The sequence below is a fragment of the Granulicoccus phenolivorans DSM 17626 = NBRC 107789 = JCM 15570 genome (assembly GCF_000423085.1).
Lineage (GTDB): Bacteria > Actinomycetota > Actinomycetes > Propionibacteriales > Propionibacteriaceae > Granulicoccus > Granulicoccus phenolivorans.
Genome location: NZ_AUHH01000001.1, coordinates 93,591 through 111,863 on the forward strand (window position 1 = coordinate 93,591; position 18,273 = coordinate 111,863).

At 70.6% G+C, this 18,273-nt stretch carries 20 protein-coding genes and 2 tRNA genes; 10 read left to right on the plus strand and 12 right to left on the minus strand.

The window, feature by feature from the left end:
* The first annotated feature begins 33 nt into the window (after nucleotides 1-33).
* Nucleotides 34-657 (plus strand): alpha/beta hydrolase, encoded by a 624-nt coding sequence (locus tag G531_RS19390; RefSeq protein ID WP_035756608.1) that lies wholly within the window; start codon nucleotides 34-36, stop codon nucleotides 655-657.
* A gap of 9 nt (nucleotides 658-666) precedes the next feature.
* Here the strand turns inward: G531_RS19390 and G531_RS19395 are convergent, their stop codons facing one another.
* Together G531_RS19395 and G531_RS0100515 are read right to left on the minus strand one after the other, a co-directional pair.
* Complete coding sequence (locus G531_RS19395; RefSeq protein WP_211221736.1) at nucleotides 667-1,134, minus strand: GNAT family N-acetyltransferase; 468 nt, start codon at nucleotides 1,132-1,134, stop codon at nucleotides 667-669.
* Between the two features lie 68 nt (nucleotides 1,135-1,202).
* Nucleotides 1,203-1,484, minus strand: a complete 282-nt coding sequence (locus G531_RS0100515) for an HU family DNA-binding protein (RefSeq protein ID WP_026925756.1) — start codon at nucleotides 1,482-1,484, stop codon at nucleotides 1,203-1,205.
* A 208-nt stretch (nucleotides 1,485-1,692) separates the two neighbouring features.
* Between G531_RS0100515 and G531_RS0100520 the strand changes: the two genes are divergently transcribed.
* Nucleotides 1,693-2,838, plus strand: coding sequence for a hypothetical protein (locus G531_RS0100520; protein WP_026925757.1), 1,146 nt, complete (start codon nucleotides 1,693-1,695; stop codon nucleotides 2,836-2,838).
* Nucleotides 2,839-3,105: 267 nt separating this feature from the next.
* Nucleotides 3,106-3,178, plus strand: a tRNA-Ala gene (locus G531_RS0100525).
* A 53-nt stretch (nucleotides 3,179-3,231) separates the two neighbouring features.
* On the opposite strand, the gene G531_RS24170 is transcribed toward G531_RS0100525, so the two are convergent.
* The 3 genes from G531_RS24170 to G531_RS19410 form a co-directional block, all read right to left on the minus strand.
* Nucleotides 3,232-3,978 carry a hypothetical protein gene (locus G531_RS24170; RefSeq protein WP_051214830.1) on the minus strand — a complete coding sequence of 249 codons (747 nt, stop codon included), beginning with the start codon at nucleotides 3,976-3,978 and terminating at the stop codon, nucleotides 3,232-3,234.
* A 97-nt stretch (nucleotides 3,979-4,075) separates the two neighbouring features.
* Entirely contained in the window at nucleotides 4,076-4,711 is a 636-nt protein-coding gene (locus tag G531_RS0100535) for a GNAT family N-acetyltransferase (protein ID WP_026925758.1), read from the minus strand.
* 44 nt (nucleotides 4,712-4,755) lie between these two features.
* Nucleotides 4,756-6,066, minus strand: coding sequence for a molybdopterin molybdotransferase MoeA (locus tag G531_RS19410; protein WP_051214831.1), 1,311 nt, complete (start codon nucleotides 6,064-6,066; stop codon nucleotides 4,756-4,758).
* Between the two features lie 18 nt (nucleotides 6,067-6,084).
* Here G531_RS19410 and G531_RS19415 point away from each other — a divergent pair, with 18 nt between their 5' ends.
* A complete protein-coding gene (locus tag G531_RS19415) occupies nucleotides 6,085-6,777 on the plus strand; it encodes a 5-formyltetrahydrofolate cyclo-ligase (protein WP_051214832.1) in 693 nt (230 codons plus the stop codon).
* Here G531_RS19415 and G531_RS0100550 read toward each other — a convergent pair.
* A complete protein-coding gene (locus G531_RS0100550) occupies nucleotides 6,758-9,118 on the minus strand; it encodes a penicillin acylase family protein (RefSeq protein WP_081683701.1) in 2,361 nt (786 codons plus the stop codon). The genes G531_RS19415 and G531_RS0100550 overlap by 20 nt on opposite strands.
* 89 nt (nucleotides 9,119-9,207) lie before the next feature.
* On the opposite strand from G531_RS0100550, the gene G531_RS25020 reads away from it, so the two are divergent.
* The 3 genes from G531_RS25020 (at nucleotide 9,208) to G531_RS0100565 (ending at nucleotide 10,751) form a co-directional block, all read left to right on the plus strand.
* The gene (locus G531_RS25020) at nucleotides 9,208-9,564 is read left to right on the plus strand and encodes an FmdB family zinc ribbon protein (RefSeq protein WP_081683702.1); all 357 of its coding nucleotides are present in this window, start codon (nucleotides 9,208-9,210) and stop codon (nucleotides 9,562-9,564) included.
* Nucleotides 9,565-9,632: 68 nt separating this feature from the next.
* Nucleotides 9,633-10,244 carry a Flp pilus assembly protein CpaB gene (gene cpaB / locus G531_RS19420; RefSeq protein ID WP_051214833.1) on the plus strand — a complete coding sequence of 204 codons (612 nt, stop codon included), beginning with the start codon at nucleotides 9,633-9,635 and terminating at the stop codon, nucleotides 10,242-10,244.
* Nucleotides 10,245-10,391: 147 nt separating this feature from the next.
* A complete protein-coding gene (locus G531_RS0100565) occupies nucleotides 10,392-10,751 on the plus strand; it encodes a large conductance mechanosensitive channel protein MscL (RefSeq protein WP_026925761.1) in 360 nt (119 codons plus the stop codon).
* Between the two features lie 47 nt (nucleotides 10,752-10,798).
* Here the strand turns inward: G531_RS0100565 and G531_RS0100570 are convergent, their stop codons facing one another.
* Both G531_RS0100570 and G531_RS0100575 read right to left on the minus strand, forming a co-directional pair.
* Entirely contained in the window at nucleotides 10,799-11,119 is a 321-nt protein-coding gene (locus G531_RS0100570) for a hypothetical protein (RefSeq protein ID WP_026925762.1), read from the minus strand.
* Nucleotides 11,112-12,482 (minus strand): UTP--glucose-1-phosphate uridylyltransferase, encoded by a 1,371-nt coding sequence (locus tag G531_RS0100575; RefSeq protein ID WP_026925763.1) that lies wholly within the window; start codon nucleotides 12,480-12,482, stop codon nucleotides 11,112-11,114. The genes G531_RS0100570 and G531_RS0100575 overlap by 8 nt, the downstream gene beginning before the upstream one ends.
* A 106-nt stretch (nucleotides 12,483-12,588) precedes the next feature.
* Here G531_RS0100575 and G531_RS0100580 point away from each other — a divergent pair.
* From G531_RS0100580 to trxA, 3 genes are all read left to right on the plus strand, one after another.
* A tRNA-Arg gene (locus tag G531_RS0100580) sits at nucleotides 12,589-12,661 on the plus strand.
* A gap of 37 nt (nucleotides 12,662-12,698) precedes the next feature.
* A complete protein-coding gene (locus tag G531_RS0100585) occupies nucleotides 12,699-13,892 on the plus strand; it encodes a glycosyl hydrolase family 28-related protein (RefSeq protein ID WP_026925764.1) in 1,194 nt (397 codons plus the stop codon).
* Between the two features lie 80 nt (nucleotides 13,893-13,972).
* A complete protein-coding gene (trxA, locus tag G531_RS0100590; RefSeq protein WP_026925765.1) occupies nucleotides 13,973-14,296 on the plus strand; it encodes a thioredoxin in 324 nt (107 codons plus the stop codon).
* A gap of 199 nt (nucleotides 14,297-14,495) precedes the next feature.
* On the opposite strand, the gene G531_RS0100595 is transcribed toward trxA, so the two are convergent.
* Genes G531_RS0100595 through G531_RS0100610 form a run of 4 tightly spaced genes read right to left on the minus strand, consistent with a single transcriptional unit; the run spans nucleotide 14,496 to nucleotide 18,257 of the window.
* The gene (locus tag G531_RS0100595) at nucleotides 14,496-15,530 is read right to left on the minus strand and encodes a hypothetical protein (protein WP_051214834.1); all 1,035 of its coding nucleotides are present in this window, start codon (nucleotides 15,528-15,530) and stop codon (nucleotides 14,496-14,498) included.
* The gene (locus G531_RS0100600; RefSeq protein WP_026925767.1) at nucleotides 15,530-16,213 is read right to left on the minus strand and encodes a metal-dependent transcriptional regulator; all 684 of its coding nucleotides are present in this window, start codon (nucleotides 16,211-16,213) and stop codon (nucleotides 15,530-15,532) included. The genes G531_RS0100595 and G531_RS0100600 overlap by 1 nt, the downstream gene beginning before the upstream one ends.
* A 9-nt stretch (nucleotides 16,214-16,222) precedes the next feature.
* A complete protein-coding gene (locus tag G531_RS19425) occupies nucleotides 16,223-17,380 on the minus strand; it encodes an N-acetylglucosamine-6-phosphate deacetylase (RefSeq protein WP_051214835.1) in 1,158 nt (385 codons plus the stop codon).
* Nucleotides 17,373-18,257 (minus strand): SIS domain-containing protein, encoded by an 885-nt coding sequence (locus tag G531_RS0100610; protein WP_026925768.1) that lies wholly within the window; start codon nucleotides 18,255-18,257, stop codon nucleotides 17,373-17,375. Before G531_RS0100610 ends, G531_RS19425 begins: the two co-directional genes overlap by 8 nt.
* Between the last annotated feature and the right edge of the window lie 16 nt (nucleotides 18,258-18,273).

Below are 18,273 nucleotides of genomic sequence, written 5' to 3' on the forward strand. Positions count from 1 at the left end.
GGCAGGGCTCACCCTAGCCCTAGACTCGGGCCCATGGCTGACACCGAACTCGTCGTGCAACGCGCCGGCTCCACTGCCGCGGATGCGCCGCTGATCCTGCTGCTGCACGGCCGGGGTGCCGACGAGCGGAGCATGCTGGGGTTGGCCGATGTGCTGCCGCGCGGGCTCGCGTACGCCGCCGTGCGGGGCCCGGTGGCCCTCCCCGAGGGCGGCTTCACCTGGTTCCAGAACGCCGGTCTGGGTCGGCCGCTGCCGGAGTCGTTGAACTCTTCGATCGCAGTGCTCACCGCGTGGCTGGACGCCGAGGCGGCCGGTCGGCCGGTGGTCCCGGTCGGTTTCAGCGCCGGGGCCCTGTTCGGCGGCGGGTTGCTGCTGAGCGATCCCGGTCGGTACGCCGGGTTCGGCCTGCTGTTGGGAGCGCTGCCGCTGCACGCCGGGCTGTCCACCCAGGGGCACCCGTGGACCGGGAAGCCGGTACTGGCGGTACACGCCGAGGCCGATGAGGTGATGCCGGCCGAGTTGATGAGCGAGGCCTGGCGGTGGGTGCACGAGGAATCCGGGGCCACCGTGACCAGTGCGATCGTGGCGGGCGGACATACCATCAGCGTGGAGACCGCCGGCCTGCTGAGCGACTGGCTGACCGGCCTGTTCGGCTGAGTCGACCGGTCAGTCCCGGGGCAGCGCCAGCAGCATCACATCGGCGTACTCCTCGGTGGCGACGGTACGCCAGCCCTGCCGGGCGTACAGGTCGATGGCGGGGTTGCCGGCCTCCACACTCAGGCTGAGCCCGGCCACCCCGCGTTCGGTGGCGACGGCGACGATCTCGCCCAGGAGGGCGGTCCCGATGCCTCGGCCGCGATGATCGACGAACACGCAGATGTTCAGCTCCGGAGCGTCGATGGCGACGAAGCCGTAGCCGGGGTGGGCCGGGTCGGCGTACTGGCACCACACGACCCCCAGCGGCACCGATCCGTCGACCGCCACCAGGCCGAAATCCCGCGGACCGAACTCGGTGTAGTGACCCATGATCGGATGCGCGGCGATCTGGGCCCGGGTGAACCGCTCGATGCCGGTCCAGTTGAAGTTCTCGTAGCAGGCCTGCTCGATCAGGCCCCGATCGGCGGCCGGGTCCAACGCCCGGAATTGCACCGACCCCGTCCCGGCGGGCCGGGGCGGGGTCTGGTCTGAATTGGGGCGGTCGGTCACTTCTCGCCGGCCACGGCGGCCTTGAACTGGGCGGCGGGCTTGAAACCCGGCACCGAGGTCGCTGCGATCTGGATCTCCGCACCGGTCTGCGGGTTGCGGCCGGTGCGCGCGGCGCGCTCACGCTTCTCGAAGGTGCCCAGGCCCGGGATGGCGACCCGGTTCCCGCTGGCAACCGCTCCCGAGATGGACTCGATCAGCGCGCCGAGGGCGGCGTCGGCGTCAGCCTGGGTGATGCCGGCGGCCTTGGCCATTGCCTCGAGGAGTTCCTTCTTCGTCATGGCAATCCTTTTCCGATAGGGGTCGTGCTTCACACAATAACCACACGACAGCGCGCAACCCCAGTAAAGACAAGGGTTTGCGCCGTGTCGAGCCGGTTTTCGGTCGATTTTGGGGCCTCAGTCGCTTCCGACCCGGCCACCGGGTCGGAGCGGACGTGCTACCTTCCTGTACGCAAATGACAATCATTCTTCTTAAATGGAGGCCTCTATGCCCCGTCCGGCCCATCTCGCCCGACTGACTGCCGCCCTCGCCGTCGCCCTGCCGCTCGCCCTGGCGGGCAATCTCGCCGCCCAGGCAGCGGAGACCGAGCCGGCCCGAACCTGGTCCGGGCCGCGCCTGGCCGAGGCCGGGCAGGGGCGGTGCGCCCCGGCGTACACCCTCGAGGAGGTCACCGGACTCGGTGGGAACGCCACCTATGTCACCGCGCTGAACAACAGCGGCGATGTCGCCGGCAGCTCACGGACCGGGACGACAGGGCGTCCGCAGTTGCCCTTCCACCAGGACCAGCGGCTCGAGGTCCCCGCCGGCTCGACCTTCGGTCGGGTGATGGACCTCAACGAGCGTGGCCAGGCAGCCGGAGAGGTCTTCACTGCCGCGCCGGAGCAGAGCCGGGCCGCACTGTGGAGCACCTCCGGGCAGCTCACGATCCTCGAATCGCCGGGGCGACCGGGCGGCGTGGCCAATGCGATCAACAGCCGGGGCCAGGTCGCCGGGGTGACCACGGCGACCGACGGCCGGGCCCGCGCGACCGTGTGGGACAACAAGGGCTCCGCGAAGACCCTGCCCTTCTACCAGGACGAGGCCGGGGCATCGGCGCGAGCCCTGGACCTGGCTGACGACGGCACCGCGGTCGGCAGTTCCACATTCTTCGAGGGCGAGGGCGATGACCGCCACGGTCACGGCCAGGCCGCGCTGTGGACCTCGCAGGGCGCGGTGCACACCCTCGGCGCGCTCGCCGACCACGGCACCTCCTCGGCCAAGGCGGTCACCGGAGCCTATGTCGTGGGTGAGGCGTCGCTGTCCGGCGCCACCCGGGCGGTCGCGTTCACCGACCACGGCCCGCAGGAACTTCCGACCCTGAACGACTGGCGCCACTCGACGGCGAACGAGGTCTCCCAGCAGGGGGTCGTCGTGGGCCATTCCAGCCGGCTCGCCGGCGCACCCACCTTCGGTGGCGCGGCGACCGTGTGGTGCGAGGGGCGCGCGGTCGACCTGGGCAGCGTCACCGTCGGCGCCCCCGAGGGTTGGACCCTGATCAGCGCCGAGGGCATCAATCCGCGCGGGCAGATCGCGGGCTACGCCCGGACCACCGACGGTGCGATCCACGGCTTCGTGCTGACCCCGGGACGCTGACCCGCCCGACTGGCGACCCCACCTCCTCGTACGCGGCCCCCGACCTCCCGGATCGAGCTTCACCACACCCACCCAGCGTCACCATGGGCACACCAGCGTCACGGCGCACCGAAGCTGCCTGCCCAACGGTGACGCTGCCTGACCGAACCGAAGCCCGATCCGCCCGAAACAGCTCCGGGAGCCCCGCGGGCGGGCACTTTGGATGAGTCAACGCGTCGGTTTGCACGAGTGAGCCCCGGTGAGTAGAGTGTCGGGGTCGCCAGATGCGGGGCATTAGCTCAGCTGGTAGAGCGCCTCGGTCGCATCGAGGAGGTCAGGGGTTCGATTCCCCTATGCTCCACTCCGCAAAAAGCCCCCGACCCATTCCGGGTCGGGGGCTTTCTCGCGTCCGGACTACTCGCCCACCGCGCGCGGCAGTTCGACCGGCTCGAGCGCGGCGCCGGGCTGCTCGTCGGCAGTCACCGGAGCGGCGCCGACCGGCGGCCCGGACAGGTCGATGGTGCGAACCGTACGCGGGGCGAGCGGACGGGACACATAGGTCGGCGTGGTGATCGGCAGCGGATCCCACAGACTCCCGGCCGAAGTCTTGACCGCTCCGCCCAGCGGCAGGGTCCGGGCGCGGCTCTCCCCCGACTCTGCAGGCAGGGCAGCCGGTCGAATCGCCACGGTCTCCTCGGTGCCGGCATCCAGGATCGCCGCACGCCGCTTGGCGATCTCCCGATCGAGCAGGACCACACTGAGCCGGCACCCCGGGAACCAGGCCAGCAGCAGGCCGCCCCCGACCGCGAGCGCCCACCAGGGCAGCGAACCGGTCACCACGAAGACCGCCAGCACCACCGTGCTCAGCAGCAGGCTCAGCAGGATATTGCGCCGCAGCCCGGTGGCCCGCTGCTCGACCAGGCGCAGGGCGGCGAGATCGGCCTTGCGGGTCAGCGGGGTCGACACCCCGGCCTGCGGATCCTCCGCTTCCTCGGCCGGCGCCTCGGCCGCCGCGCGGATCACGCGTACGTCGGCGAAGCGCTCCTGCGGATCGGCAATCGGTGCCGGCTTCCCGGTCGCGGAGCGAGTCAGTCGCCCAGGCACGAGCACCACCAGCCACACCAGGGCGATGGCTCCGAAGATCAGTCCTGTGGTCCCCATGCCGGAGAAGTTATCGGGCCGTGACCCGGGGACCCTTGATCCGCGTCGAGTGTCGCCGAGAAAGTTGGGGCAAATGTGACGGTTGTGACGAACGCGATCAGCGCGGACGGCCGTGCTCGTAACGCGCAAGCAACCCGCCGGGGACTTCCTCACTGTGCAGCGCGAAAATCTCGTGATCGCGCCATTCCCCGTCGATGTGCAGGTACCGCGGTCGCAGGCCCTCGTGACGAAAGCCGAGCTTGCGCACCACCCGCAGCGACTTCTCGTTCTCCGGCCGGATCGCGACCTCCATCCGGTGCAGGCCGAGCACCGCGAAGCAGTAATCGGTGGCCATCGCGACCGCGGTGGGAATGATCCCCCGGCCGGCCCACCGCTGATCGATCCAATAGCCCACCTGCGCACACTGCGCCGAGCCGTAGGTGATACCGCTGACGGTGAGCTGACCGACCACCGGCAGCGTTCCGGCGGCGGCCCCCCGCTCCCGGTCCACCGCGACCAGCCAGGGCAGGCTCTGCCCCTGCCGCGCCTGCCGGGTCAGCATCCGGACGAACCCGGCGTACGTGCGCGGGCCCGGCGCTCCCCCCGGCGGCATGGTCGCATCCCACGGGCTGAGCCATTGCCGGTTGGCCTCGCGGATGGCGTCCCAGGTCCCGCGGTCCCGGACCCGGATCGGGCGCAGCACCACGCCGGCGTGCTGCAGGGTGATCGGCCAGTGGTCCCCGGCCCGGTTCAACTGATCCCGCCAGCCCGGATCGGTGGGCGGACCGCCCGCAGCGCTCACTCGTCCTCGTCCAGCAACCACACCTCGACGTCGTCCCCGGCGGCCACGGCAGCCTGGTCCGGACGCACCAGGACCAGGGCGTTGCTGCGTTCCAGGGTGGCCAGCGGGGAGGCATCCCGCACCGGTTCGACGGTCCCGTCGGCGGGATCCACCTCGGCCCGGATGAAGTCGGTGGTGCCCTCCTCGGAGGTGAACAAGACCTTGGCCGGGCGCTGCACGCTCTCCCGGACGACCGGCGCCACCCCGCGCAGGGTGAGCAGCGCGGGCCGGACGAAACACTCGAAGGCCACGAACGTGTCCACCGGGTGGTTCGGCACCACCAGCAGCGGCACCTCCTCCAGCCCGATCCGGGCGAACCCGAGCGGCATCCCCGCACCGATCGCGACGTCACAGAAGTCACTCAGGCCGAGCTCGGGCAGCACCTCCTCCAGCAGGCCACCGCCGCCCAGCTCCAGGCCCCCGGCGATCACCAGCAGGTCGGCGCGGACCAACTGGTCCGAGATCGCCTGGCTGACCTCGGCCGGATCGGTGCTCACCAGCGGCACCCGGAACACCTGGGCACCGGCGGCCCGGGCGGCCGCGGCCAACAAGAAGGACGCCGCATCGTAGGTCTCCCCCCGCGCGGTCAGCGGCCGGCCCGGATCGACCAGTTCGGCCCCGGTCGACATCACCACCACACGCGGGCGCGGTCGGGCCAGCACCTTGTCGACCCCGACCCCGGCGAGCAGCCCGATGGTGCGCGGCCCGATCCGGTGCCCGTTGTCGAGCAGCTTGTCCCCGAGGCTGATATCCGACCCCTTCGCCACGATGTACGCCCCGACCTCCACCGGCATCCGGACGGCCACATCATCGGTGCCCGAATCGGTGCCACCCTCGGGCACGACCGCATCGGCCCCGGCCGGGATCGGCGCCCCGGCAGTCACCCGCATCGCCGTCCCCGGCGCCAGGGGTTCCCCGATCACCGAGCCGGCGTGCAGTTCGTCGGTCACCGCCAGCACCGACGGCTCCGCCTCGCTCGGGCTGCCCAGATCAGCGACCCGCACCGCGTACCCCGGCACGGCGGCCTGATCGAACCCGGGCAGGTCGACATCGGCGTAGATGTCCTCACACAGGTGCAGACCCCAGGCATCCAGCAGCTGCAACCCGAACGGCGGCAGCTGCTCGATCAGGCCGAGGAGATAGTCGCGCTGTTCGGCCCAGTCGCGGAACCCGCCGGCATTGGTGGCCGGTGGCGGCGGAAGCGTCGGCTCCTCAATCACCGGCTCCGGAGCCGGCGCGGCCTTCTTCTTGCGCCCGAAAAGTCCCATGGCGCCTACGATAGGCGAATGCTCCCGTCTGATCCGGTTCGACGCCCCGACGACCAGCGACCCTCCGCCGCGGAGCAGGCCCGGATCGACGACGCCGCACTCGCCGGCGCCAAGGACCAGCTGCGCCGGGCCGTCCGCACCCGGCGCGATTCGCGGACCGAACAGCGCCGCATCGCCGACGATTCCGCCCGGACCGCGCTGCTGCGCGACTTCCTGGGCGATCCCGGCGCGCTGACGGTGGCGCTGTATCTTTCGGTGAGCCCCGAGCCGGACACCACCGAGTTGATCGCCTGGCTGCACACCACCGGCGCCCGGGTCCTGCTGCCGGTGCTGGGCCGCCACCCCGACGGCACCCCGCGACGCCGGCCGGACTGGGCCGAGTACGCCGGCCCCGAGCAGCTGCGCCTGGGCTACCGGGACATTCCCGAACCGACCACCCCCGCGCTCGGCGAGGTGGCCCTGCTGCGCGCGGACGTGATCATCGCCCCGGCCCTGGCCGCGACCACCACCGGCGACCGGCTGGGCACCGGCGGCGGCTGGTACGACCGCGCGCTCACCTTTGCGGTGCCCGGCAGTGTGAGTGTCGCCCTGCTCAACGAGGACGAGGTGCTGGCGGGGTTGCCGGTGCAGTCCTTCGACCGCCGGGTGGATGTGCTGGCCACCCCCACCCGGCTGATCCGCTGCGAGCCGGTCAGCCCACCCGAAGCGTGAGGCGCTCCTGGGCGCCGGCCTGCACCCGCTCCCGCGAGTACGCCCAGGGCCGCAACCGGTTGGCCATCATCGCCGGGGCCTGATCCCGATAGTGGGCATGCCCGGGATGCCCGGAGGCTCCGGTCAGGACTGCCCAGCGGGACCCGTCCGGATCAGCCAGGTCGATCACCATCCGATACAGCGGTGCGGTGGCCACTTCCCGGCTGCCCGGTCGTTGACCGAACCCGGCCACGGTGCCGGCGCCCCCGCCGACCGGCCCCTGCTCCGGACTCAGCAGCGCCGCGGCGAAGCTGTGCCGCAGCGGGTGCGTGACCCGCAGGGTGTGCAGCTTCCCCCAGCTCCACTCCCGGGGTGACTGCGCCACGCGCGCGGTGATCTGCCGGCGGGCCTCGGTCATCGCCTGGATCAGCAACGCCTGCCGGGTCTCGGTTGCCGGGGTCGCCGCAATGTCCCACAGCGGATTCTCCGGGTCGGCCAGCATCCGCTCCAGCAGGCTGTACCAGTAGCCCGACGGGGTGACCGGCAGCGAGGCCGGCATCTCGTCGAAGCACAGCGCGAGCAGCCGATCGACAACCTCCTGGAAGTACGCCGCGGCCGCACTGTCGGCGCTCATCCGGCCGTCCCAGCCGACCAGGGCATCGCGTCCCTCGGCCACCCAGGAGTCGCTCACCGGGGTTCGCAGCAGTTCGGGGAGCAGGGTGTCGGCCAGCGGGTGACGCTGATCCGCGAGCAGGGCCTGGGCCCGATCGGCATCGAATGCGGCACCGGTGTCGAGCTCGCGCTCCAGCGCCCGGCCGGTGACCTGATCGGCGGTGCTGAGTACGCCGGAGGCCGGGTTGAGCGTCGACGGCAATTCGGCGGCCGGGACGGTCTGCCAGTGGTCCCCGTCGGGGATCCAGGCGAACCGGTCGTCCCAGCCGGGGACCGGGAGGCTGCCGTCACCGGTCCCGCGGCGCGGCACCGCACCGGCGACCTGGTCGGCGATCACGCCGGAGGCATCGGCGTACAGGAGGTGGACCGGCTCCCCCATGGTGGCCGCCGCGGCGCGGAACTCGGTGAAGTCCCGGGCCCGGTTCAGGGCCAGCAACGACCCCAGGGTCCGATCGGGGGTGAGCAGGGTCGTGCGCAGGGCAACGGCGTCGGTCTCGGTGCGGATCGCCTCCCCCAGGCCTTCCAACTGGGGGGCGACATCGGACAACAGCGGACCGTTCCCGGTCGTGCGCACCTCGATGGTCCGGGGCGGCTCGCCGCGCACGCCGATGGTTTCGCTGCGGTGCTGCACCGCCTCGGTGCCGCCGGCCCGCTGGACGGTCCCGGCCGCGATCCGTTCGATCACCACGTCCTGGGTGTCGATCCGGGCCGGACTCAGCAGCCACGCGATCCGACCGTTGTGTCCGGAGTTGACCCCGGGGACGCCGGCGCGAGCGAATCCGGTGACGTCATAGGGGCAGGCATCGTTGCGGATGGCACAGTGCAGCCCCACCTGGTGCAGGCCCGCGCCCATCCGGGCCGGACCGGTGACGGTGCCGGCGAGCAGGGGCCGGCCGGTGGTGGTGCGGGTGGGCCCGAGGACGACCGCGCTCGCCCCCGAGGTGGCCGCCTGCGTCCGATCCCCCAGCCACGGTCCGAGGGCGGCATCGGCGCCGAGCGTGCGCAGCAGCGCCTGCGACCACTCGGTCGCCTCCACGCCCCCGGCCCCCTCCCGCAGTTGCTCCGTCTGGGCCACCCCCATACTCCGGGCGACCGAGGCGTAGCCGATCTCGTCGGCCCAGCCCAGGTGCGACACCCAGGCCGACGCCTTCAGCACCACCAGGGTGTCCACCGCGGACCAGGTCGGCGGCGGCTGGTTGTAGCCGAGCAGGACGTACTCCACGGCGAGCTGGTCGGCATTGCGACTGGCCAGGTAGGCATTGACCCCCGAGGCGTACGCGTCCAGCAGGCGTCGGTCCTCGCCGGTCACCAGGGCCAGTTCGGCCTCCGCGACCCGTCGGAAGCCGAGCGTGCGGGCGTACGCATCGGCGGCGAAGCCGGTGGCCCCGACCAGTTCGGCGAGTTCGCCCGACCCCACCCGACGCTGCAGGTCCATCTGGAAGAAGTGGTCCTGGGCCTGCAGGAACCCCTGCGCGGCGAACAGGTCCTCCGGATCGCCGGCGGTGATCTGCGGCACCCCCTGCTGATCGCGGACCACCTCGACGTCGCGGTGCAATCCGGGCAGCACCACTTCGCCGGTGGTCACCGGGAAGGAACTGCGTACGGTGACCGTGAGCAGGCTGCCCAGGGCGGCTGCCAGCACCAGCAGCACCACCAGGGGAAACAGGAGCCAACGGCGAAGCACACGCACGGGCCGACTCTAACCGGCGGCCCCGTCGAGAGGGTCGATTCCCGACCGCGGTTGTACCATTTCCGATCGAGATCGAGACGGAGGCTGCGTTGCCCACTTATCAGTACCGGTGCAAGAACTGCGGGAAAGAACTGGAGGTCGTCCAGTCGTTCAGCGACGACGCGCTGACCCTGTGCCCGAACTGTCACCAGGAGGCGCTGCAGAAGGTGTTCAGCGCCGTCGGCGTGGTGTTCAAGGGCTCCGGCTTCTACCGGACCGACAGCCGCGGCACCGGGGCAGGTACGTCGGCCGCCTCGGGTTCGGGTGACTCCGGGTCCGGTTCGGCGACCTCGTCGACGTCGTCGTCCTCGTCCCCCTCGACCGATTCCGGGTCTACGGGCTCGACGACAAAGAGCACCCCGGCGACCGGCTCCTCGACCGGCGGGACCGCCACCACCGCAAGCTGACAACACCGGCGGCGTTCGGACAACACCGCATCCGGCGTGATCCGGGCGCGCACGGCCACCCTTACCGCATGCGAGTACCCCGACTGCGACGCTTCCTCACCCGCCACCGCCGGATCCTGGCCGCCCTGGCCGCCGCGACCAGTATTGCCCTCACCGGCCTGGCCCTGTCCCCGGGCGCGACCGACACCACGGCGGTGCTCGTCGCCGCGGGACCGCTGCCGGGCGGGCGTACGCTCACCGCGGCCGACCTACGGATTGCCCACTGGCCCACCGCCCAGGTGCCCGCCGAGGCCCTGACCGACCCCGCCGACGCCGAGGGGCGCATTCTGGCGACCCCGCTGACCGCGGCGTCCCCGCTCACCCAGGCCTCTCTGGTGCACGGCCGCGCCGTCGTGGCCGAGGGCAAGGTGATCGCGACCGTACGCCTGAGCGACCCCGCCCAGGTGGCGCTGGTCCGTCCCGGGGACCGGGTGGACGTGATCGCCGCCGAGGGGCCCCGCTCCGGCGTGGTCGCCCGCAATGTCCGGGTGGTCACCATCCCGCAGCCGGCCGGCGATCCCGGCCTGCTGGGCGGCGGCGAAACCGGCGCGGCGATGCTGCTGGTCGAGACCGATGAACCGACCGCCACCGAACTCGCCCGCGCCGCCACCGGCTCCCGGCTCTCCCTGGTCCTGCGCTGACCCACCAGGCCATCAGCTACTCAGCGTGCCCTCAGAAAATGGGACTACGCCGCACCGCTATCGATGAATATTCTCTCAGGCCGTCGCTGTTAGTTTGAGGTCGGTCTTGTCCCCAACCCCGGGGAAGCCAAGAGAGGATGTGTGCCCATGAAGGGCTTCAAAGACTTTATTACGCGGGGAAATCTCATCGAGATGGCCGTGGCCTTCATCATGGCCGCCGCCTTCGCCGATGTGGTCAAGTCGTTCACCGCGGTGATCATGGACCTGATCGGTAAGTTGCTTCCGCTGGATCCGGGCACCGCGTTCAGCAGCGTCGCCGTCGGCGGCATCTCCATCGGCGCGTTCCTGACCGCGCTGTTCTCCTTCCTGATCATCGCGCTGGTGCTCTACTTCGCCGTGATCACCCCCTACGAGAAGTACAAGCAGCTTCGCGGCATCGACGACAGCAAGGCCAAGTCCGAGACCGAACTGCTCACCGAGATCCGCGACCTGCTGGCCGGTCGCTGACCACTCCCGAACGCTGAGGGCTCCCACCGCTGCGGTGGGAGCCCTCTTCATGCCCAGTGCGGCGGCCGATCGGCCAGCAGCCGGCGCTCCGGCTCGCCCAGTCGCCGGCCCGGGGCCGGGGTCCGCGGCTCCAGCCCGTCCACCCGGGCCAGCCGCCGCAGCTCGGTCAGCGCGGCGGCCAACTGGGCGGCCCCCAGTCCCGCGCGCAGCCTCGCCGGGATGACCCGGGGTTGCTGGTCGGGCTCGAGTCCCCGGGCCCGCAGTTCGGCGAGCAGTCCGGCCGGATCCGGCCGCGCCTGGAGGCCCAGGGCCAGATCCCGGCCGGTCACCGCGTACGCCAGGGCGGTGTGCCAGGCGGCCTCAGCCAAGACGGGTCCCGTCGGGGACCCGACCACCCTCGCCGGACAGCACCGCGTCGCCGGTCACGGCCACGTCGGCGCCGAAGGTCCAGTCCCCCTCGACGGTCAGCGACCGGGCCTCGCGCAGCGAGGGCGCCCCCGCGGGGAAGCGTTCCTCGAAGGCGGCGATCTTGCTGTACACCTTGTCCAGGGTCACCAACGGAGCCGCCTCGGCGACCAGCTCGACCGAGCCGTTGTCCCGCACGGCGTAGGCGTCCGAGCGCAGCAGCAGCAGGTCGTTGGTGGTCTTCACCGGCAGGAACCGGCTGCGCGGCACCTCGATCGCGGTGGCGCCGGGGAAGACCCCGATCGCCGCCCCCATCGCGGTCTCGATCTGGTACACCTGCGGGGACTGCCCGTCTGTGGGATCCACGTTCTTGCGGTTGCGGATCATCGGCAGTCCCAGCACTCCCCCGCGCTCGGTCAGGGTGTCGGACAACTGCGCCAGGTCCAGCCAGATCGAGTTGGTGTTGAAGTAGCGGTGCCGGGTCTCATCGGTGAAGTACGCCAGGTCCTCCTCCGCGGTCTGCGCCTTCTCCCGCAGGATGAGCTGTCCGTCGGCCCGGTTCACCGCCAGGTGGCCCCCCTTGCGGTCAGCGGCGGTGCGCTGGCACACCTCCATCGCGAACGGGGCCCCGCTGTCGGCGAACCAGCCGGCCAGCACCGGATCGGGGGTCGCGCCGAGGTTGTCGGAGTTGGACACCGTCGCGTACCGGTAGCCGGCATCGAGCAGGGTCTGCAGCATGCCCGAGGTGAGCAGGGCGGTGTAGATGTCGCCGTGACCGGGCGGGCACCATTCCAGGCTCGGGTCCGCGGGCCACTCCACCGGGGTCAGGTCGGAGACCAGCAGCTTCGGTTCCTGGTTCTGACCGAAATCCTGCGGAATCCCGGGCACCGCGATGTCCGGGTGCTGCTCCAGTGCGGCCAGCGAATCCGCGGCGGTCCGGAAGGAGTTCATCAGCACCAGCGGCAGCGTGACCCCGAACTCGGCCCGCGCGGACCGGACCTGCTCCACGATCAGGTCCAGGAACGTACGCCCGTCGGCGACCGGCAGCAGCGACTTGGCCTGCTGCATCCCCATCGAGGTGCCGAGGCCACCGTTCAGCTTGATCACCACCGTCGCGGCCAGCGCGTCGTGGCGGGTCTGCTCGGGCACCGACAGTTCGGCCAGTTTCGGCAGGTCGGTGAGAGAGTCGATATCGGCTTCGGCAATCAGACCGGTCGCGCCGGCCTCGAGTTCACGGTAGTAGTGGCTGAAGACGTCGATGGCGACCCCGGGTACTCCGGCGGCGGCCATCTTCTCCTGGGCTGCGGTCAGTCCTGGCTGGCTCATGGCCCGAATGCTAACCGCCATTGCGCCCGGATGCAGGTTCGGGTAACGGCACACAGAACGGCCACGAGTGCGGAAACATTGTCCGCTCCGTTAGCCTGATCCCATTGGCCCCATAGCTCAGGGGATAGAGCAGAGGTTTCCTAAACCTTGTGTCGCAAGTTCGAATCTTGCTGGGGTCGCGGTCAACCGACGCAACCGGTGTAAAGGAGCGATGCCATGGCATCCCAGGTCATCATGGCCAACACCTTCGGGGCGGTCGGGGACGGCGTCACCGACGACTCCGCAGCCTGGCAGGCCGCCATCGACGCCGCCGGCAATCAGGGCTCCGGCGTGGTCACCGCGCGGCCGGGAACCTATCTGGTGACCGGCCTGGAGGGCCAGCCCGGACTCACTCTCGATCTGACCGACATCGTCTGGACCCGATCACCCCGGATGCCGAACTGGACCCGCACCCTCCTGGTCTCCGGACGGGTCCCGGTCTCGACCACCGACGCCGCCCCGGTCCGGATCATCGGCGGCACGATCGACGGCAACCGGGCCAACCAGGGCGCCTATGACCGCTACCAGCAGGAACAGAGCCACCTGTTCCTGTTCTCCGGCAACACCGGCGGTCCCGGCCGACTGCCGGTCACGATCACCGGAACCCGGTTCCAGGACGTGGTCGCCGACGGGGTGCACGTGCTGGCCAACGTGGACATGACCATTTCCGATGTGACCGCGTACAACTGCTGGCGCGGCGGTCTGGTGCTCAGCGGTGGCCACAACATCCTGCACATCCAGAACTTCACCGGCGACGGCGACGTGTGCACCGGCGCGATCAATCTGGAACAGGATTCGGCCGGCTGGAACGGCTCGCAGGCCTCCCGGATCACCGGGGACAACATCGTGCAGGGCGGCGTCCGCCAGGGCGATTTCAGCGGCAGCTTCAGTATCCAACTCGGCGACGGGTCGACCGCGGAGTTCTCCCGGGTCGAGGCCCGGGTGGGCTTCTTCGTCCGGGCGCAGAATGCCGAATGTGTGATCCGGGACTCCCAGTTGCACAGCGGCAGTCACAAACCGTACGGCGGCGGCGTACGGGTGGGGACGGTGCGCTTCGAGCGGTGCAAGATCGGCACGTACGCCGAGGCGAGCGACCCGGATTACCTGATCGAGTTCGAGACCAGTAATCGGCAGGTCCCCGCCGACGGACCCAGCAAACTGACCCTGGTCGATTGCGACCTGTCCGCCGACTCTGCCGACGGTGCCCCCTTCCGGGCGGTGTGGGCGTACGGCAACGCCGCCGAGGTGGTCTTCGAGGGCGGGTCGATCTCCGGTGACTTCGACAAGCTGGTCCGCGCCCAGAAGGGGATCGAGGTCACCGTGGCGCGCCCGGTGACCGGTGCCCCGCCGACCGTGGTCGAGCACTACTGACCGAACGGAATAGGGTGGGGCACTGTTGTGTTGACACCTGCGGCCGGGAAGAACTCTCGGCGTACCCGGGAAGGAATCCAATGGCCACTGTTGAGCTGACCACCGATAATTTCACGAACACGCTGAATGACAATGACATCGTGCTGATCGACTTCTGGGCCGATTGGTGCGGCCCGTGCAAGCGGTTCAGCCCGATCTTCGACAAGGTCTCCGACCAGCATGACGACGTGGTGTTCGGCAAGATCGACACCGAGGAGAATCAGGAACTCAGCGCCAGCCTCGGCATCCAGTCGATCCCCACGGTGATGGCCTTCAAGCAGGGCACGCTGGTCTTTTCCCAGCCGGGGCTGATGACCGCCGGCAAGCTGAACGATCTGATCGGCAAGGTTCGCGAAATGGCCTGAGGCCCTCGGCCACAAAGCCTCGCCCGAACTCTATAAATGGTTCGGGCGAGGCGCCGGCAAACGGGCTCTCGCACCTTGTCTACCCACCCCCAGGAGACATTCACCGGCGCCTCGTCCCCCAACAATAACCCCATGCCCGTGCCTATCGGAGCGAGATTGGGCGATTTTCGCCGGTGAAGTTGAATGTTTGGGTTTTCGGTCAGCCGACAGCCAGCGCGCGGGCCACATCGGCGCCGATATCGCGGATAACCCGACCCGGCCCGATCGAGCGTCCGGCCACCGCCGAGACCAGCGCGGACATCCCCGGCAGGGCCTCGTTGTCCACCATCGTCTGCGCGCCGGGCTGTTCCAACGGGTTCGATCCGTCCCGCCAGGGGGCCGAGACGCGCTGCCAGGTGCGGACCCAGGCATCGGAGATCTCCTGCACCGACGGGACCCCGAAGAAGTGCCCCACCGGAGCGTGGTGGCGCAGGGACACGATCGGCGAATCGACGTAGAGCAGGGCGAGCCGGAGTCGGGCATCGAGGTCGCGGCGGTGGGCCATCGTCCCGCGCACCGCCCAGGAACACGGATTGGGGCAGGTCTCCCCGACATCGGGGCGCTCCCCCGCGCCGATCGTGGCGTGGTTCATCCCGCACACCGCCAGCGCATCCCCGAGCCGGGAGTGGAACTTGTCCAGATAGGCGGTGTACCCGACGGTATCCCCGTTGCAGGCGTGCAGCGCTCGTTTCGCGGTGGCCCGCAGCGCCGAGGAGTGGGGGCACTGCGGCGAATCGGTTCCCCAGCGCTCCCCGACGTACTCCCCCAGCCGCAGCGGATCCCCGCCGTGCCCCAGGGTCGACTCCCAGGCCAACTGGCACAGGTACTCCCCGATCAGGTGCGCGGTGGTCACGATCTGCAACGGTTCGTGGCGCTGGGCCCGCAGTTCGAGCACCTCCAGCATCAACTCATACAGCGGCACCAGCGATCCCAACGCGCCGCGCTGGGTGTCCCGCGGCTCCAGCGGGAAGCAGGATTGGGCCAGCCGGTCCGCCCAGGTCGTCCGGAAACCGCCGGCAATGACCCCGAAATCCTCGGCATCCAGGTCGAGCACGCGTTTGGCGGCGGTGGCCAGATCCCGGGCGTAGGCCAGCTGCGGGGAATCGTCGGTGAGGTTGGCGGAGTCGGTCAGCAGCGCCGCCACCGCGTCGTACCAGTGCCCCGCCAGCAGCGCGTCCACCGCCCGATCCTGCATCACAGTACCTCGACGTACAGATGCGCGGCCAGCGCGTTGGTGAACTCGATCGAGGCGTGGTCGTTGCTGAGCTCGACCCGGTCCCCGGACCGGCGTACCGACAGCGTGCTGCCCGGCGACATCCCGGCGGCGTGCAGTTGGTCGAGCAGGTCGGTGTCGACCTGCAGGGTCTCACTGAGCAGGTGCAGCCGGACCTCGACCGAATCGGCGCCGCCGCCGAGCACCTCGGTCAGCGGCTGGGTCGCCACATCGGGCTCGCTGGCCACCCCCAACTCCTCCAGCCCGGGAATCGGGTTGCCGAACGGCGAGTGGGTGGGCCGGTTCAGGATCTTGATCAGCCGCTCCTCGACGTCCTCGGAGATCACATGCTCCCAGCGGCAGGCCTCGTCGTGCACCAGATGCAGGTCCAGCCCGATCACATCGACCAGCAGGCGCTCGGCCAGCCGGTGCTTGCGCATCACCCGGGTGGCGCGCTCGCGACCGGCCTCGGTCAGGGCGATCTCACGGGAACGGGTCATGGTGAGCAGTCCGTCGCGCTCCATCCGGGCCACGGTCTGGGACACCGTGGGGCCGCTGTGCCCGAGTCGCTCGGCAATGCGGGCACGCAGCGGGGCGATGCCCTCTTCCTCCAACTCGAAGATGGTCCGCAGATACATCTCGGTGGTATCGATCAGCTCACTCACGACGCAAGGTTAGGCCATCGGAGCAATCGGGTCATCCACTGTCCCCGGTTCCAACCAGGTGCCGCGCCGCATCACCCGCGCGGCGGCCCCCACCCCGTCCACCAGGACCAGGTCGGCCCAGGTTCCCCGGCGCAATTCGCCGATGTCGGTGAAGCCGTGCACCCGGGCCGGGGTGGTCGACGCCATCGCCGCCGCCTCGGCGAGCGTGCAGCCCTCGCGGACCAGTTCGGCGAAGGCCGCGTCCGCCGCCGAGGTCGAGCCGGCCAGCCGTCCGGCCGGGTCGGTGGCCCGGCCCTCCCGGACCACCACCGGCCGGTCGCCCAGGGCGTACTCGCCGTCGCCGCAGCCGGCCGCGGCCATCGTGTCGCTGACCAGCATCACCCGATCCACCCCGGCGGCGTCGATCGTCAACTGGATCACCTCCTGGGCCACATGGATCCCGTCGCAGATCAGTTCGACCGCAACCCGCGGATCGCCCAGCAGTTGCGGGATCGGCCCGGGGACGCGGTGGTGGATCGGCTCCATCGCGTTGAACAGGTGGGTGGCGATACTCACCCCGGCCGCGATCGCCCGGGCCGTGGTCGCCGCATCGGCGGCGGAGTGACCGAAGGCGACCTGGACGCCGGCTTCCAGGAGCTGGTCGATCAGGGCCCAGGCGCCGGGCAGTTCCGGCGCCAGGGTGACCATGGCGATGTGCCCGTGGCCGGCCTCCAGCAGGGTCGCCATGGTGGCCGCGTCGGGCGTACGCAGGTGCTCGGCGGGGTGCGCGCCACACTTGGCGGCCGACAGGAAGGGCCCCTCCAGATGGATCCCGGCGATCTCGCCCGCCTCGGCGAACCCGGTCAGCAGCTCCAGTTGGCGGACCAACTGCGGGATCGGCGCGGTGAGCAGGCTGGCGAGCACGGTCGTGGTGCCGTGCGAGCGCTGCCACTGCAGGATCCGGCGGACCCCGTCGGCGTCGGCGGAGTTGAAGTCGGTGCCGAGGGCGCCGTGGGTGTGGGTGTCGATGAACCCCGGAACCGCCCACAGCGGCGCGGTCGGACCGGCGTACTCGTCCACCCCGGCGATCCGGCCGTCGCGGATCCGGATCCGGGCCGGGGACACCGCCCCCTCGGGGGTGATCGCCCCGGCCACATGCAGTTCGGTGGGCCGCAGCAGATCAGTCATTCTGTTCCACCGTCCGGGTCAGGTTGCGCGGCTGGTCGGGATTGAGGCCGAGCTTCATCGCCCGGGCCACCGCGAGCCGCTGGGCCACGATCAGCTCCGCCATCGGGTCGTGGGTCATCTCGATCAGGGTCGCGCCGGATTCGCGGACCTGCTCGGCCAGCCGGGTCGGGGTCGGGCCGAGCATCCAGACGATTCGGCCCGGTTCGGCGACCGCGATCGGGCCGTGCCGGTACTCCCGGATCGGGTACGCCTCGGCCCAGCTCTGGGTGCACTGGCGGAACTTCGCCGCGGCCTCCCGGGCCAGGCCGACGGTCCACCGGTAGCCGAGGAAGGTGATCTGCTCGGTGTCGACCTGCTCCTCGCTCAGCCGGAACTGCAGCGCCTGTTGGGCCTGCTCGACCAGGCGTTCGATGTTGTCCCCCAGCCAGGCCCGGGTGAGCGCGAGCACCGTGGTCGCGAACCGGGTCTGCACCACCGACACCTCATCGGCGAAGGACAGGTCGATCACCGCATCGGCGAGTTCGGCGGACTCCGAGTCGGGCTCCCCGACGAAACACAGCGTCGGAATCTTGCCGGCCACGGCGGCCAGGATCCGGTTCACATCGGTGGTCCGGCCCGAGCGGGTCAGCACCACCAGCCGGTCGTACGCCCGTCCGGGCGGCACCTCCGAGGCAGCGAAGGCATCGGACTCCCCCTGCCCGGCGGCCTCCCGCAGCGCCGCCATGCATTCGGCCATGTACCACGCGGTGCCCGCACCGACGTAGGCCACCCGCTCACCGGCGCGGGGCAGCAGCCCGGCCACGTCGGCGGCGAAAGCACCAGCCCGCTGCCAGCACTCCGGCTGGGAGCTGATCTCGTCGAGGGTGATGAACGACATGTGGTCAACCTATCGT